Source organism: Pseudactinotalea suaedae, assembly GCF_009733815.1.
GTDB classification, from domain to species: Bacteria; Actinomycetota; Actinomycetes; order Actinomycetales; family Beutenbergiaceae; genus Pseudactinotalea; species Pseudactinotalea suaedae.
Genome location: NZ_WNXY01000006.1, coordinates 126,797 through 141,731, shown reverse-complemented (window position 1 = coordinate 141,731; position 14,935 = coordinate 126,797). Strand labels below are relative to the sequence as shown.

The window sequence follows — 14,935 nt, the reverse complement described above, 5'->3', positions numbered from 1 at the left end:
ACCGATCTCGAGCCGATCATGCGCTCACCCGCTCCATCACGATCGGGCCCACCGCTGCCCGGTCGCCGTCGGGCACGATCGTCACCGCGTCGGTGAGGGCGTCCCGGGCGCGGTCGAACCGCTCCGGGGTGTCGGTGTGCAGCGTCATCAGCGGCTCCCCGGCGCGGACGACCGCCCCCGGCTTGGCGTGCATCTCGACACCGGCGCCGGCCTGCACCGGGTCCTCGCGGCGTGCGCGCCCGGCGCCCAGGCGCCAGGCAGCCACCCCGACCGCGAGCGCGTCCAGCCGGGCGAGCACCCCGTCGGCGGGTGCGAGGACCTGGTCGGTGTGCTGCGCCGTCGGGAGCGGGGCGTGGGGGTCGCCGCCCTGGGCGGCGATCATGCGGTTCCAGGTGTCCATGGCGCGGCCGTCGGCGAGCGCGGCGGCGACGTCGACGTCGGGCTTGCCCGCCGCGGCGAGCATCTCCCGCGCGAGCGCGATCGTGAGCTCGACGACGTCGGGCGGGCCGCCGCCGGCGAGCACCTCGACCGACTCGCGGACCTCGAGCGCGTTGCCTGCGGTCAGCCCGAGCGGCGTCGACATGTCGGTGATCAGCGCGACCGTCCGCACACCGGCGTCGGTACCGAGGTCGACCATCGTCCGGGCCAGCTCGCGGGCGTCGTCGAGCTCCTTCATGAACGCACCGGAGCCGACCTTGACGTCGAGGACCAGCGCGCCGGTCCCCTCGGCGATCTTCTTGCTCATGATCGAGCTCGCGATCAACGGGATCGACTCCACGGTCCCGGTGACGTCGCGCAACGCGTAGAGCTTGCGGTCGGCGGGAGCCAGTCCCGAGCCCGCCTGGCAGATCACGGCCCCGACGTCGTCGAGCTGGGCGAGCATCTCGGCGTTGCTCAGCGCTGCGCGCCAGCCGGGGATCGCCTCGAGCTTGTCGAGGGTGCCGCCGGTGTGGCCCAGCCCGCGGCCGGAGAGCTGCGGCACCGCCACCCCGAACGTCGCGACCAGCGGGGCGAGCGGCAGCGTGATCTTGTCGCCGACGCCGCCGGTGGAGTGCTTGTCCGAGGTGGGCTGGGAGAGCGAGGAGAAGTCCATCCGCTCCCCGGTCGCGATCATCGCGTGGGTCCAGCGGGCGATCTCCGGGCGGCTCATGCCGTTGAGGAGGATCGCCATCGCCAGCGCCGACATCTGCTCCTCGGCCACCACGCCGCGCGTGTACGCGTCGATGACCCAGTCGATCTGGGCGTCGCTGAGCACGCCGCGGTCACGCTTGGTGGCGATGATGTCGACGGCGTCGAAGAGTTCTGCGGTGCTGTGGCTGCTCATGCCGGCCTCGTCCCTTCCTGGAGCTCGGTCTGCCCGAAGGCGTCCGGGAGCACCTCGGTCATCGGCTTGATCCCGCTCACCGTGTCGACGAGCAGCTCGGGTCCGCCGTGCTCCCAGAGCAGCTGCCGGCAGCGGCCGCACGGCATCAGCCGCATGCCGCGGCTGTCGCAGCAGGTGAAGGCGACCAGCCGGCCGCCGCCGCCCGTGATCAGGGCGGACACCAGCGAGCACTCCGCGCACAGCGTCACGCCGTAGGCGGCGTTCTCGACGTTGCAGCCGACGATGGTCTCACCGGAGTCGGTCAGCGCCGCGGCTCCCACCGGGTAGCGGGAGTAGGGCGCGTAGGCGCGGGTCATCACCTCCCGCGCGGCCTCCCGCAGCGAGGTCCAGTCGATCTGCTCAGCGCTCACGGTGCCATCCTGCCTCGCTCGGTCCGCACCGGGCATCACTTGACGTAGGGGACGCCCTCGGCCGCGGGCGGTCGGACCCGGCCGCCGAAGCCTGCCACCGCGAAGAGCGTGACGATGTACGGGATCATCAGCGGGATGTTGGAGTCCAGGCTGACGCCGTAGGAGCGCAACGACTGGCTGAGCGCGTTGGCGAAGCCGAAGAACAGCGCTGCGGCCACCGCACCGGTCGGTGTCCAGCGCCCCAGGATCAGCGCTGCGAGCGCGATGAAGCCGGAACCGGCCGTGATGTCGATACCGAACGCCAACCCCTGCCCGATGGTGAAGAACGCACCGCCCAGACCCGCGATCGCCGACCCGAGCAGGGTGTTGCGCCACCGGGTGCGGTTGACGTCGATGCCGACGGTGTCGGCCGCCTTCGGATGCTCGCCGACCGCGCGGACCCGGAGCCCCCACCGGGACCGGAACAGGTAGATCTGCAGGGCGATCACGATCGCGTACAGCAGGTAGACCAGCAGGTTCTGGCGGAACAGCACCGGCCCGATCACCGGCAGCTCGGACAGCAGCGGGATGGGCAGCACCGGCAGCCGGGCGCGGTCGTTGAGACCCTCGAGGTCGGAGAGCAGGCCCTTGAAGAAGAAGGTGGTCAGGCCGAGCACGAGGACGTTGAGCACGACGCCGGTGATCACCTGGTCGACCCGGTACCGGATCGAGAACCACGCCAGCAGCGCACCGACGCCCACGCCGGCGACCGGCGCCGCGATCAGCCCGACATAGGGGTTCTGCGAGGCGATCGAGGCCACCACGGCGCCCGCGAACGCGCCCGCGAGCAGCTGGCCCTCGATCGCGATGTTGACGATGCCGACCCGTTCGCACACCACGCCGCCCAGGGCGCCGAAGATCAGCGGGGTCGCGAGGAACAGCGTGCTGGTGAGCAGCGAGGTCAGCGGCAGCACACCGTCCTTGCCCGCCACGAGGTGGGCCAGGAATCCCAGCAGCAGCAGGCTCCCCGCCACGATGGCCATCCATCGAGGCGCCGAGGCCTTGGTGCGGAGCTGCTGGACGAGCGCCGCGATCGCGACCACCGCGGCCGCGATCACCGGCACCCCGACCGCGAGCGCCGCCGGGAGCTCGAGCAACGGGATCTTGATCGCCTCGGGACCGGTGGTCAGCTGGATCTTCGAGATCCCGGACGGCACCGTGAGCGCGAGTGCGAGCGCGGCGGCCGCGATGACGGCGTATCCGACGAGGGCTCGGTTGAACCCCGGTGCGACCGCCGTGGGCGTGGTGACCGCGGTCGAGGTGTCGGCGCTCACGCGGCCACCTCCTTCGCGCGGGTGCGCGGACCGCCCGGGGCGGGCAGCCGGAACACCGACCGCACCAGGGGCGGAGCCGCGATCAGCAGCACGATCACGGCCTGCAGCACGGTCACGAGCTCGGCCTCGGTGCCGGCGCGCGAGGACATGATGCGACCGCCGGCAGCCAGCGCCCCGAACAGGATGCCCGCCAGCACGGTGCCGAGCGGGCGGCTGCGTCCCAGCAGCGCCACCGTGATCGCGTCGAACCCGATCGAGCCGTAGACCGAGCCGGTCAGCCGGCCCTCGGTGCCGGCGACCTGCATGGCACCGGCGAGACCGCACAGCGTCCCGGCCAGCGCCATCGCGAGCACCGTGATCTTGCGGACGCTCATGCCCGCGGTCCGGGCGGCCTCGGGGTTGACGCCGACCGCGCGCATCTGGAAGCCGAGCACCGAGCGCTCCATCAGCCACCACACGGCGAAGGCCGTCAGCAGCACGAGGACGAAGCCGAGGTGCAGCCGGAAGCTACCCCCGAGCAGCAGCGGCAGCCGTGCGGTCTCGGCCAGCCCGGGCGAGACCTGCGGGGTGGCGCTGAGGAACGCTCCGGTGCCCAGCACCCACAGCAGGAAGTACCGCGAGGTGTTGTTGAGCATGATCGTCGTGATCACCTCGTGCGCACCGAAACGGGCCTTGAGCACACCGGGGATCGCACCGGCGATCGCACCACCGAGCGCGGCCGCGAACAGCACCACCACGATGTGCACGACCGGGGGCATGTCGAGCGCGAAGCCGACCCACGCACCCAGGATCGCGCCGAGCACCAGCTGGCTCTGACCACCGATGTTGAACAGGCCGACGCGGAACGTCAGCCCGATGCCCAGCCCGGCGAAGATCAGCGGCACCGCGATCGTGAGCGTCTCGGTCAGGGGCCGGACCCGCCGCTCCGCGGTGGTCGCCTCCGAGTCGTAGATCGCGCCCTGGAACAGCGCGACGTAGGAGTCGCTGATCGCGCGCCCGGCCTCGCGGAAGAAGTCGCCCGGCCGCTGGAACAGGTACCCCAGCGTCGACTGGACGGCCGTGTCACCCACGAGGATCAGCACCGAGCCGATCACGAGCGCGAGCACCACCGCGCCGACCGTGACCAGCACCGACGACGACATCATCGACTGGAGCGCCTCGCGCAACGCGTTCGACGTCGAGGGCGGCTGCTGGTCGGGTGCCCCGACCTCGCCCGTCGGCCTGTCGGCCGTCGGGGCGTCCTCGACGGCGTCCGGTCGCCGTGAGCCCTCGTCCTGGGTCATCGCCCCTCCTCCTGGTCCTGGACCGGGTGCGGCACCGGTTCGACCGCGGTCGCCGGGTCGACGTCGAGATCGGCCTCGCCGAGCACCGTGTGGTGGTCGGCCGCCTGGGCACGGGCCTCGTGCACCGGCACCCCGGCCATCATCAGCCCGAGCACGTCACGGTCCTCACCGCCGTCGACGACCCCGACGAGGAGGCCACCGCACATGACGGCGATCCGGTCCGCGAGCGCGAGCACCTCGTCGAGCTCGGTCGAGACGATCAGCACGCCCGCGCCGCGGTCGCGCTCGGCGACGATCCGCTTGTGCACGAACTCGATCGATCCGACGTCGAGGCCACGGGTCGGCTGCGAGGCGACCAGCAGCGTCAGGTCGCGGGACAGCTCGCGCGCCAGCACGACCTTCTGCTGGTTGCCGCCCGACAGGGTCCCGACGGGGCGGTCGATCGAGGTGGTCCGCACGTCGAACTCCTCGACGCGGTGTCGCGCGTTCTCGCGCAGGAAGTTGACGTTGAGCGACCCGAACGAGGAGTACGGGCTGGTGCCGACCAGGTCGAGCACGAGGTTCTCCGTGATCGACAGGTCGGCGACGATGCCGGAGGTCGTCCGGTCCTCGGGCACGAAGCCGAGACCGCTGTCGAGCCGGGCGCGCACCCCGAGCCGCGAGATGTCCGTGCCGTCGAGCTCGATCACGCCGGCATGGGAGGGGCCGACGCCGAGGATCGCCTCTGTCAGCTCGGTCTGCCCGTTCCCCTGCACACCTGCCAGCGCGACGATCTCACCGCGCCGCACGTCGAGGCTGACGTCCTTGACCACCTCGACGCCGTTCGGATCCAGCACCGTCAGCCCGCGGACCGACAGGGCGGTGCCGCTCGGCTGCGCCGGCTGCTTGTCGACGCCGAGGTTGACCGAGCGACCCACCATCAGCGAGGCCAGCTCGGTCTCGGTCGCGCTCGGGTCCGCCGACCCGACGACCTTGCCGAGCCGGATGATCGTGATCGCGTCGGCGACCGCGCGGACCTCGCGGAGCTTGTGCGTGATGAAGATGATCGAGGTGCCTGCATCCTTGAGCCGACCCATGATCTGGATCAGCTCGTCCGTCTCCTGCGGGGTGAGCACCGCCGTCGGCTCGTCGAGGATGAGCACCTCAGCCTGCCGCGAGAGGGCCTTGACGATCTCGACGCGCTGCTGGGCGCCGACCGAGAGGTCCTCGATCCGGGCGTCGGGGTCGAGGTCGAAGCCGAGCGAGGCGGCGGTCTCGCGCACCAGCGAGCGGGCGGCGTCGAGGTCGAGCAGGCCCGGCCCGCGCAACCGTTCCTGGCCGAGCACGATGTTCTCGGCGACGGTGAAGACCGGCACGAGCATGAAGTGCTGGTGCACCATGCCGATCCCGGCAGCCATCGCCTCACCCGGCCCGGAGAACGTCACGGGTTGCTCGTCGAGGACGATCTCACCGCCGTCGGGGGTGTACAGCCCGTAGAGCACGTTCATCAACGTGCTCTTGCCGGCACCGTTCTCGCCGAGGATCGCGTGGATCTCTCCGGGTTCGACCACCATGTCGATCGAGTCGTTGGCGACGAAATCACCGAACTTCTTCGTGATCCCACGCAGTTCGAGCTTCACCGCTGCTCCCTCCCACCACCCACGTCGGTCGTGACCACGGACACTACTGGGCAGCCGAGACCGGGGTGACCGCGTACGGCCACCCCGGTCTCGATCCGATCAGTGCGCGGTCACGGAGCGTTCGGCGACTCGATCACGAGCTCGCCGGAGATGATCTGCTCCTCCAGCTCGGCGATGCGGTCGACGACCTCCTGCGAGACCTGGCCCTCGAAGTCGTGGAACTCGGCCAGGCTCACGCCGCCGTTCTCCAGCGTGCCGACGTACGGCTCGTTGGAGAAGCTGCCGCCCACCTGCTCCTCGATGGAGTCGAAGACCGAGGCGCCGATCTCCTTCATGACCGAGGTGATGATCAGCGAGCCGTAGTCGGTGGTGAGGTAGCCGTCCGAGTCGACCCAGATCATCGCGCCGGAACCGTTGGCCTCGAGGGCCGCACCGGTGCCGAGGCCGACCGGGCCGGCGACCGGGAGGATGATGTCGGCGCCCTGCGCGAGGAACGTGGTGGTCAGGTTCTGACCGTTCGACTGGTTGTCGAAGTCACCGGTGAAGTCACCCGTCTGGGCTTCCTTGTCCCAGCCGAGCAGGGTCACGTCGGAGCCGGTGTCCTCGTTGTACTGATCGACGCCGTCGGAGTAGCCGTCCATGAAGATCTGCACCGACGGGATCGGGATGCCGCCGTAGGTGGCGATCGTGCCGGTCTCGCTCATCGAGGCGGCGACGTAGCCACCGAGGAACGCAGCCTCAGCGGTGTTGAACAGCAGCGGCTTGGCGTTGTCCAGCTCGACCGGGTTGAAGTCCGGGTCGGAGAAGCCGGAGTCGACCAGGCCGAAGTTGACCTCGGGGTTTGCCTCGGCCGCGGACTGGATCGCGTCCTCCAGGAGGAAGCCGGCGCCGATGACGAACGTGCAGCCCTCCTGGATCATCGCGTCGATGTTCGGGGCGAAGTCGGCGTCGGAGGCCGACTCGATCTGGTTGATCTCAACACCCAGCTCCGCCTCGGCGCGCTGCAAGCCCTCGAAGCCCGCCTGGTTGAAGGACTGGTCGTCGAACCCGCCCGCGTCGGAGACGAGGCACGCCTTGACCTCGCTGGCGCCGGTGTCACCACCATCGCCACCATCGGTCGTGGGGTCGTCGCTCGGCGCCTGGCCGCACGCGGCCAGGGTGAGGGCGGCGACGGCCAGTGTCGCCGCACCAAGGATGGACTTCTTCACGTACTTCTCCTGTCGTGGTCGCGCCCTGGCATGGTGGTGCCAGGGCCCCCGTGCCGGGACGATGAGTCCGAACGGCGTTGCGCGACGATAACCCCGCTCAGGTCACGGTCGTGTTACATCGTGAGACGGCGCATGGTTTGTTACCCAACTGGTATCTGGGCGGGTCCGGCGCTCGCGCTCCCGGTCGGTCCGGCGAGAGCGGCGATCCCGCTGAGCAGGCCGACGCCGTACCGGATCGCGCGCTCGTCGACGACGAAGTCGGACTGGTGCAGGTCATAGCTGCGGCCCCCGGGGGTACGCACACCCAGCCGCGCCATCGCGCCGTCGACGTGCTGCAGGTACCAGCCGAAGTCCTCACCACCGAGGGACTGCTCGGTGAGCACCACCGACTGCGGGCCGAACAGCCGGCGCGCGGCGTCGTCCAGGCGCGCGACGTTCGGCTCGTCGTTGACGACCGGCGGCACGCCGCGGGTGATCTCGACCTCGATGTCGACGCCGTAGGGGGCGACGATCTGCGCGATCACCTCCTCCAGCAGCTCCTCGGCCTGCTGCCAGGCGTTCTCGTCGAGGCAGCGCAGCGTCCCGGTGACCATCCCTCGCGAGGGGATCGCGTTGGCGGCCTTGCCCGCCTCGACCGCTCCCCACGTGAGGTTCACGCCTGCGCGGGGGTCGATCCGGCGCCCGAGCACGGACGGCGCCTGGGTGATCACCTGCCCGAGGGCGAAGACGACGTCACCGGCCAGGTGCGGGCGCGAGGTGTGCCCGCCGTCGCCGGCGATGGTCACGGTGACGGTGTCGGAGGCCGAGGTGATCGGGCCGATGCGCGAGCCGATGCTGCCCACGTCGATCTTCGGGTCGCAGTGCAGCGCGTAGACCTCGTCGTAGCCCTCGAGCACACCGGCGGCGATGGCGTCGTTGGCCCCGCCCGGCTGGACCTCCTCGGCGGGCTGGAAGAGCAGCCGGACCGAGACGTCGATCTTCCCCTCGCGCACGAGGTCGGCCAGCACCAGCCCGGCGCCGAGCACCACGGCGGTGTGCACGTCGTGGCCGCAGGCGTGGCTGTAGCCGTTGGTCGAGGCGAACGAGAGCCCGCTGGTCTCGGTCAGCGGCAGCGCGTCCAGGTCGGCTCGCAGGATCACCCGCCGCTTCGTCCGCGCCGCGATGTGGTCGACGCCGGTGGGCGCGAGGTCGCAGATCAGCCCGGTGCCCTCCAGGCGCCTGGGCTCCAGGCCGGAACGCTCGAGCCGCGCCGCCACCACCTCGGTGGTGCGGTGCTCCATCCGCGCACCCTCGGGGTGCTGGTGGATGTCGCGCCGGATCTCGATCAGCTCCGGCTCGAGCGCAGCGGCACGTTCGGCGATCAGCGTGGCGAGGTCGGTGTCATCCAGGGCAGGCACCGCGCCAGGGTATCGGCGGCCCGGCACCCCCCGGTCATCCCGGCCCCGCCGTCCACGTGCGAGACCAGCGGTGCGCGAGCGGCCGGCGGTCGCCGGTGGCGGTGGCTCAGCGCCCACCGCACGCCGGGAGCGGTGGCTCAGCGCCCACCGGAGGCGCTCGTGTGGGCGCTATCCCACCGCCGCTGCGTTGGTGTGGGCGCTATCCCACCGCCACTCGCGCGGCCGTGGGCGCTGACCCACCGCCACCCGCGCGCGGCTCAGAGCAGGTCGGTGCGGCCCTCGGCGGTCAGCGCGTCGACGACCGTCTTGACCTCCTGCGCGCGCTCGCGGGTGCTCACGAGCAGCGCGTCAGGCGTGTCGACGACGACGGCGTCCGGCACCCCCAGCAGCACGACCGTGCGTCCCGACCCGGGCACCACCATCGCTCCTGCGGAACCGGACCCACGCACGAGGTGGGCGTCGCCGAGAACCCGGGCGCCGCCGTCGGCGGCTGGTGTGAGATCGGCCAGCGAGCGCCAGTCCCCCACGTCGCTCCAGCCGAGCGCGGCGGGCACGACGGCGATGCCCCCCTCTCCTGCGAGCGGCTCGCTGATCGCGTGGTCGATCGCGATCCGGGTCAGGCTCGGCCACACCCGGTCCACGACCTCGGCGCGGGCGCCCGAGTCCCACGCGGCGGCGATCTCCAGCAGCCCGGCGTGCATCGTCGGCTGGTAGCGCGCGAGATGACCGAGCAGCACCCGCGCGCGGGCGACGTACATGCCGCCGTTCCAGCGGTACCGGCCCGTGGCGAGGTAGCCGGCCGCGGTCTCCTCGTCGGGCTTCTCCATGAAGGCCCGCACGGCGTAGGCGCCGGCGACCTCGGCGAGCGGCTCCGCCATCTCGACGTACCCGAACGCGGTCGAGGGGTGGTCGGCCTCGATCCCGATCGTCACCACGAGGTCACGGCGAGCCACCTCGACGGCGGTCCGCACCGCCGTCGAGAACGCCTCGGTCTGCTCGATGACGTGGTCGGCGGCGAACGAGCCGATCACCACGTCCTCGTCGGGGAGCCGGTGCGCGAGCACGGCGGCCGCGAGCCCGATCGCGGCCATCGAGTCGCGGGGCGAGGGCTCGACGAGCAGACCCGCCTCGCCCAGGTCGGGGAGCTGCGCCGCCACGGCCTCGGCATGCCTCGCGCCTGTGACCACGACCACACCGTCGACGAGCGGGCCGAGCCGGTCCGACGTCTGCTGCAGCAGCGTGCGCCCGGCGCCGGTGAGGTCGAGCAGGAACTTGGGGTTGCCGGCGCGCGACAGCGGCCACAGGCGCGTACCGGCGCCACCAGCAGGAACCACGGCATAGAACGAGCTCGCGTCGACCATCGGCCCAGACTAGGGGTGCGGTGGGCGCGATTTACGCGACCCGCGCAGGGCGTAAATGTGGCAAGAATGCGCGGCGACGAGCACCGTCCGGATGGCGATACGGTGGGGTGGTGACCACTACCGCTCCAGCACGTCGCAGCGGCCAGGCGACGACGATCGCCCTCAAGCTGCTGATGGCGGTCACCGGACTGGTGTTCATCGGCTATGTGCTGCTGCACATGTACGGCAACCTCTGGGCCTTCAGCGGCCAGGAGGCGTTCGACGACTACGCGCACCACCTGCGCGAGCTGTTGACCCCGATGCTCCCCTACGGTGGCCTGCTCTGGATCCTGCGCGTCGTGCTGCTCGCCTCGCTCGTCGGCCACGCCGCAGCCGCGTTCGCGCTCTGGTCCCGTGCCGCCAAGGCACGCGACCGGCGCTACGCCGTCAAGAAGGTCGTCACCGCCACGCTCTCCTCACGGACGATGCGGTGGGGTGGCGTCGCGCTGCTGGCCTTCGTGATCTTCCACATCCTTCACCTGACCACCCACACCATCAACCCCGGCGGTGACCCCGAGAGCCCCTACCTGCGGCTCGTGGGCAGCTTCCAGGTGTGGTGGGTCGCCGTCATCTACCTGCTGGCGATGCTCGCGCTGGGGATGCACATCCGGCACGGCGCGTTCAGCATGCTGCAGACCCTCGGTCTGACCGACAACCGCCGGCGTTACCGCGTCGCGCACGCTGTCGGGCTCGTGCTCGCGATCGTCGTCGCCGGCGGGTTCGCGCTCGTGCCGCTGGGCGTGCTTCTCGGCATCGTCACCACATGAGCCCCCAAGAGAAGGACCCGATGGCGACCAACGAGAACGAGGCACCGCACGGAACGGCGATGGGCACCTCGTCCGACCCCGTGGGCCAGGCCGAGGAGCTCGCGCCGGCTGAGGTGGCCAACGAGAGCCCCTCGCAGGGTGCGGCCGCCGGTGTCACGGCACCCGTCTCGACCCCCGCCGCCGACCGTGCCGATCACGACGACGCGGCGGGCTACTACACGACCGGCGCCCCGATCGCGGACACCAAGGCACCCGCGGGGCCCGTCGAGCGGCGCTGGACCGAGCGCGTCTTCAACGCCAAGCTCGTGAACCCCGCCAACCGGCGCCGGCTCAGCGTCATCGTGGTCGGCACCGGGCTGGCGGGCTCCTCGGCCGCCGCGACGCTCGGAGAGGCCGGCTACCACGTCGACGCGTTCTTCTACCAGGACTCCCCGCGCCGGGCGCACTCGATCGCCGCGCAGGGCGGTATCAACGCCGCGAAGAACTACAAGGAGGACGGCGACTCGATCTACCGGCTGTTCTACGACACGGTCAAGGGGGGCGACTACCGCGCCCGCGAGTCCAACGTCTACCGGCTCGCCGAGGTCAGCGCCAACATCATCGACCAGTGCGTGGCGCAGGGTGTGCCGTTCGCACGCGAGTACGGCGGCCTCCTCGACAACCGGTCGTTCGGCGGCGTGCAGGTCTCCCGCACCTTCTACGCCCGCGGCCAGACCGGCCAGCAGCTGCTGATCGGCGCCTACCAGGCGCTCGAGCGCCAGGTCGCAGCGGGCACCGTCAAGACCCACGCACGGCACGAGATGCTGGAATTAGTCGTCGTCGACGACGGTTCCGGACCGCGTGCCCGGGGCATCGTGACCCGCGACATGGTCACGGGTGAGATCGAGACCCACCTGGCCGACGCCGTCGTGCTGGCCAGCGGCGGCTACGGCAACGTGTTCTTCCTCTCGACGAACGCGATGGGCTGCAACGTCACCGCGGCGTGGCGCGCGCACCGCAAGGGTGCGCACTTCGCGAACCCCTGCTACACCCAGATCCACCCCACCTGCATCCCGGTCTCGGGTGAGCACCAGTCCAAGCTGACGCTGATGAGCGAGTCGCTCCGCAACGACGGCCGGATCTGGGTGCCGAAGAACGCCGAGGACTGCGACAAGGACCCGCGGGACATCCCCGAGGAGGACCGCGACTACTACCTCGAGCGGATCTACCCGAGCTTCGGGAACCTCGTCCCCCGCGACATCGCCTCCCGGCAGGCGAAGAACATGTGCGACGAGGGCCGCGGCGTCGGCCCCATGGTGGGCGACCAGCGGCGTGGCGTGTACCTCGACTTCGCCGAGGCGATCGAGCGGATGGGGCGCTCCGCCGTCGAGGCCAAGTACGGGAACCTGTTCGACATGTACGCCCGGATCACGGGCGAGGACCCCTACGCCACGCCGATGCGGATCTACCCCGCCGTGCACTACACGATGGGCGGGCTGTGGGTCGACTACGACCTGCAGTCCTCGATCCCGGGGCTGTTCGTGGCCGGCGAGGCGAACTTCTCCGACCACGGCGCGAACCGGCTCGGCGCCTCGGCGCTCATGCAGGGACTCGCCGACGGCTACTTCGTGCTGCCGAACACGATCCGCGACTACCTCGCCGACGGCCCGTTCCCGAAGATCACCGACGACGACCCGGAGGTGCGCGCCGCGCGCGCGAACGTGCAGGAGCGCATCGACCACTTCCTGTCCGTCAACGGCTCCCGCTCCGTGGACAGCTTCCACCGGGAGCTCGGCCACATCATGTGGGAGTACTGCGGCATGGAGCGCAGCGCCGAGGGGCTGCGGACCGCGATCGAGAAGATCCGGGCGCTGCGCGAGGAGTTCTGGCGCGACGTGCGCGTGCTGGGCACCAACGACTCGCTCAACCAGGCCCTCGAGCGGGCCGGCCGGGTGGCCGACTTCCTCGAGCTGGGTGAGCTGATGTGCATCGACGCGTTGCATCGCCGTGAGTCCTGCGGCGGTCACTTCCGCGCCGAGTCCCAGACCCCCGACGGCGAGGCGTTGCGCGACGACGAGAACTTCGCCTACGTCGCGGCATGGGAATGGGGTGGAGAGACCGGCGAGCCGATCCTTCACAAGGAGGACCTCGTGTACGAGTCCGTCGAGATGAAGCAGCGGAGCTACAAGTGAACTTGACCCTCAAGATCTGGCGTCAGCCGAACGGCTCCGCCACGGGCGAGATGGTGACCTATCCGATCACCGACGTCTCCGAGGACATGTCGTTCCTCGAGATGCTCGACGTGCTCAACGAGCGGCTCACCGCTGAGGGCGAGGAGCCGGTCGCGTTCGACTCCGACTGCCGCGAGGGCATCTGCGGCATGTGCGGGCTGATGATCAACGGCGTCGCTCACGGGCCCGAGGTCACCACTACCTGCCAGCTGCACATGCGGTCCTTCTCCGACGGCGACGTGGTCACCATCGAGCCGTGGCGCGCCTCCGGCTTCCCGGTGCTGCGCGACCTGGCCGTGGACCGTTCGGCCTTCGACCGCATCATCGATGCCGGCGGCTACGTGTCGGTCAACACCGGCGCCGCGCCGGACGCGCACGCCACGCCGGTGCCGAAGGAGAACGCCGAGCGCGCGTTCGACGCCGCCACCTGCATCAGCTGCGGCGCCTGCGTGGCCGCCTGCCCCAACGGGTCGGCCTCGCTGTTCCTGGGCGCGAAGATCACCCACCTCGCCGAGCTGCCGCAGGGCCAGGCCGAGCGCCACACCCGCGTGCTCAACATGGTCCACCAGCACGACCTCGAGGGCTTCGGGGGGTGCACCAACATCGGTGAGTGCACCGCCGTCTGCCCCAAGGAGATCCCGCAGGACGTCATCGCCACCCTCAACAAGGACATGCGCCACGCCTTGTGGAACCGGGTCTGAGAGGTTTGCGCTGACCGTCGCCCCGGTCTCTCGTCACCTCCGGTGACGACGCTGGGGACGACGGCGTGGTGCGTGGTCTCGTAGGCGGCGCGCGTTCGCGTGTGACGAAGGCGCGGAGGAGTGCCGTCCTGTTGCGGAACCCGCCGAGGTGTCACTCCCGCAACGCCACAGCACCGTGGGTGTTGCGGAAGCCGCCGAGGTGTCACTCCCGCAACGTCGACCCGAACCCACCCGTGCGGAACCCGCCGGGGTGTCACGTTCCCCCACGAGGTCAAGACGGGCGGCGGCGGGTCGGGAAGTGGCGGCGCCACTCCTGGCTGACAGGCGGGAGGGTCGCACCCGCGCGGGCCAACGCGGCGCGCACGCGGCTGATGACGCGCTCGGGTCCCACATCTGCATCCCGGTCACCGTGACGACGTCCCACCGTTCACCGCCCAGCTCTTCCCTGCGTTCGATGTCTTCGCTCCATTGGAGATCACGTTCGACGTGATGGCGACCGTCGTACTCCACGGCCACGCGCCACTCGCGGTAGGCGGTGTCGAGCGCGCGTCGGCGTCCGGCCGCCTCCACCTCGACCCCGGTCTCCGGCTCCGGGAACCCGCTGAAGATCAGCAGCAGCCGCAACTTGCTCTCCTGCGGGAGCGTCACCCGCGCACGTACGAGCCCGGCGGCGCGACGCGCGCGTTCGGCACCTCGTCCTCGGGCTGCCGCGGCCGCAGCCACCAGCTGGCGCGGACTGACGTAGCCCTCCCGCACCATGGCATCACCCAGGACGACGCCATCGACGAGCGGGTAGACCTTGGCGACGTCGAGGAAGGTGTCCTTCATCGCTGTGACCGGGATGCCGCGGTGCTGGCTGAGCTTCCGCGTGCCCTGGTGCGTCACGATCCCCCGCATCCGGACGCGTGGCGCGCCCCGCGGTACGAGCACGTGCGTGTCCTCGCAGACCGGCACCGGCAGCCCGCGAATGTCAGCCGCGCTGACACCGCAGATCGCGCCGTTCTCACCGACCACCAGGAGAGCGGCACGCGCGCGGACTGTGGGCGTCAGCACCACGCCGGCCTCGAGATAGACGCCACGCAACGGCCGTTGGTACCTCGGGCCGCTGAAGTGCCGCCAGTTCAGACCGGCCGCCTCACCCTGAGCGCGCGTGAACGGCTGCGTCGGATCGAAGGGCATGAGCCATCGTGACGAAGGGTGGGCGCTGCCCGCTGAGGCTGTCCACAGGCAACATGCGCGGCGTCCAGCCACGTTGCCGAAGTACCACGAGAGGCGGTTCCGCAACGGGCTCGGACCCACCCCG

12 protein-coding genes are annotated in these 14,935 nt (G+C 70.8%); 3 read left to right on the top strand and 9 right to left on the bottom strand.

The features are described 5' to 3' along the window. Positions 1-16 precede the first annotated feature (16 nt). From GPA04_RS11485 to GPA04_RS11450, 8 genes are all read right to left on the bottom strand, one after another. Entirely contained in the window at positions 17-1,324 is a 1,308-nt protein-coding gene (locus GPA04_RS11485) for a thymidine phosphorylase (protein WP_156224235.1), read from the bottom strand. After that, positions 1,321-1,770, bottom strand: coding sequence for a cytidine deaminase (locus GPA04_RS11480; protein ID WP_156224234.1), 450 nt, complete (start codon positions 1,768-1,770; stop codon positions 1,321-1,323). The genes GPA04_RS11485 and GPA04_RS11480 overlap by 4 nt, the downstream gene beginning before the upstream one ends. Beyond that, positions 1,770-3,047 carry an ABC transporter permease gene (locus GPA04_RS11475; RefSeq protein ID WP_241680752.1) on the bottom strand — a complete coding sequence of 426 codons (1,278 nt, stop codon included), beginning with the start codon at positions 3,045-3,047 and terminating at the stop codon, positions 1,770-1,772. The genes GPA04_RS11480 and GPA04_RS11475 overlap by 1 nt, the downstream gene beginning before the upstream one ends. Then, entirely contained in the window at positions 3,044-4,330 is a 1,287-nt protein-coding gene (locus GPA04_RS11470; RefSeq protein WP_156224233.1) for an ABC transporter permease, read from the bottom strand. Before GPA04_RS11470 ends, GPA04_RS11475 begins: the two co-directional genes overlap by 4 nt. Then, positions 4,327-5,949 carry an ABC transporter ATP-binding protein gene (locus tag GPA04_RS11465; protein WP_156224232.1) on the bottom strand — a complete coding sequence of 541 codons (1,623 nt, stop codon included), beginning with the start codon at positions 5,947-5,949 and terminating at the stop codon, positions 4,327-4,329. Before GPA04_RS11465 ends, GPA04_RS11470 begins: the two co-directional genes overlap by 4 nt. A 110-nt stretch (positions 5,950-6,059) precedes the next feature. Next, the gene (locus tag GPA04_RS11460; RefSeq protein ID WP_156224231.1) at positions 6,060-7,157 is read right to left on the bottom strand and encodes a BMP family lipoprotein; all 1,098 of its coding nucleotides are present in this window, start codon (positions 7,155-7,157) and stop codon (positions 6,060-6,062) included. Positions 7,158-7,297: 140 nt separating this feature from the next. Further along, positions 7,298-8,554: an amidohydrolase gene (locus GPA04_RS11455; protein WP_156224230.1), complete on the bottom strand. Its 1,257-nt coding sequence runs from the start codon at positions 8,552-8,554 to the stop codon at positions 7,298-7,300. A gap of 257 nt (positions 8,555-8,811) precedes the next feature. Then, a complete protein-coding gene (locus GPA04_RS11450; protein ID WP_156224229.1) occupies positions 8,812-9,915 on the bottom strand; it encodes a mannose-1-phosphate guanylyltransferase in 1,104 nt (367 codons plus the stop codon). A 110-nt stretch (positions 9,916-10,025) separates the two neighbouring features. Here GPA04_RS11450 and GPA04_RS11445 point away from each other — a divergent pair, with 110 nt between their 5' ends. From GPA04_RS11445 to GPA04_RS11435, 3 genes are read left to right on the top strand one after another with little or no spacing between them, the layout of a single operon-like run. Then, positions 10,026-10,721, top strand: coding sequence for a succinate dehydrogenase cytochrome b subunit (locus tag GPA04_RS11445; protein ID WP_241680751.1), 696 nt, complete (start codon positions 10,026-10,028; stop codon positions 10,719-10,721). Further along, a complete protein-coding gene (locus tag GPA04_RS11440) occupies positions 10,718-12,892 on the top strand; it encodes a fumarate reductase/succinate dehydrogenase flavoprotein subunit (RefSeq protein WP_241680750.1) in 2,175 nt (724 codons plus the stop codon). The genes GPA04_RS11445 and GPA04_RS11440 overlap by 4 nt, the downstream gene beginning before the upstream one ends. Beyond that, complete coding sequence (locus GPA04_RS11435; protein WP_156224228.1) at positions 12,889-13,632, top strand: succinate dehydrogenase/fumarate reductase iron-sulfur subunit; 744 nt, start codon at positions 12,889-12,891, stop codon at positions 13,630-13,632. The genes GPA04_RS11440 and GPA04_RS11435 overlap by 4 nt, the downstream gene beginning before the upstream one ends. A 33-nt stretch (positions 13,633-13,665) precedes the next feature. Here GPA04_RS11435 and GPA04_RS11430 read toward each other — a convergent pair whose 3' ends face one another. Next, positions 13,666-14,811 (bottom strand): putative endonuclease domain-containing protein, encoded by a 1,146-nt coding sequence (locus GPA04_RS11430; protein ID WP_156224227.1) that lies wholly within the window; start codon positions 14,809-14,811, stop codon positions 13,666-13,668. Positions 14,812-14,935 lie beyond the last annotated feature (124 nt).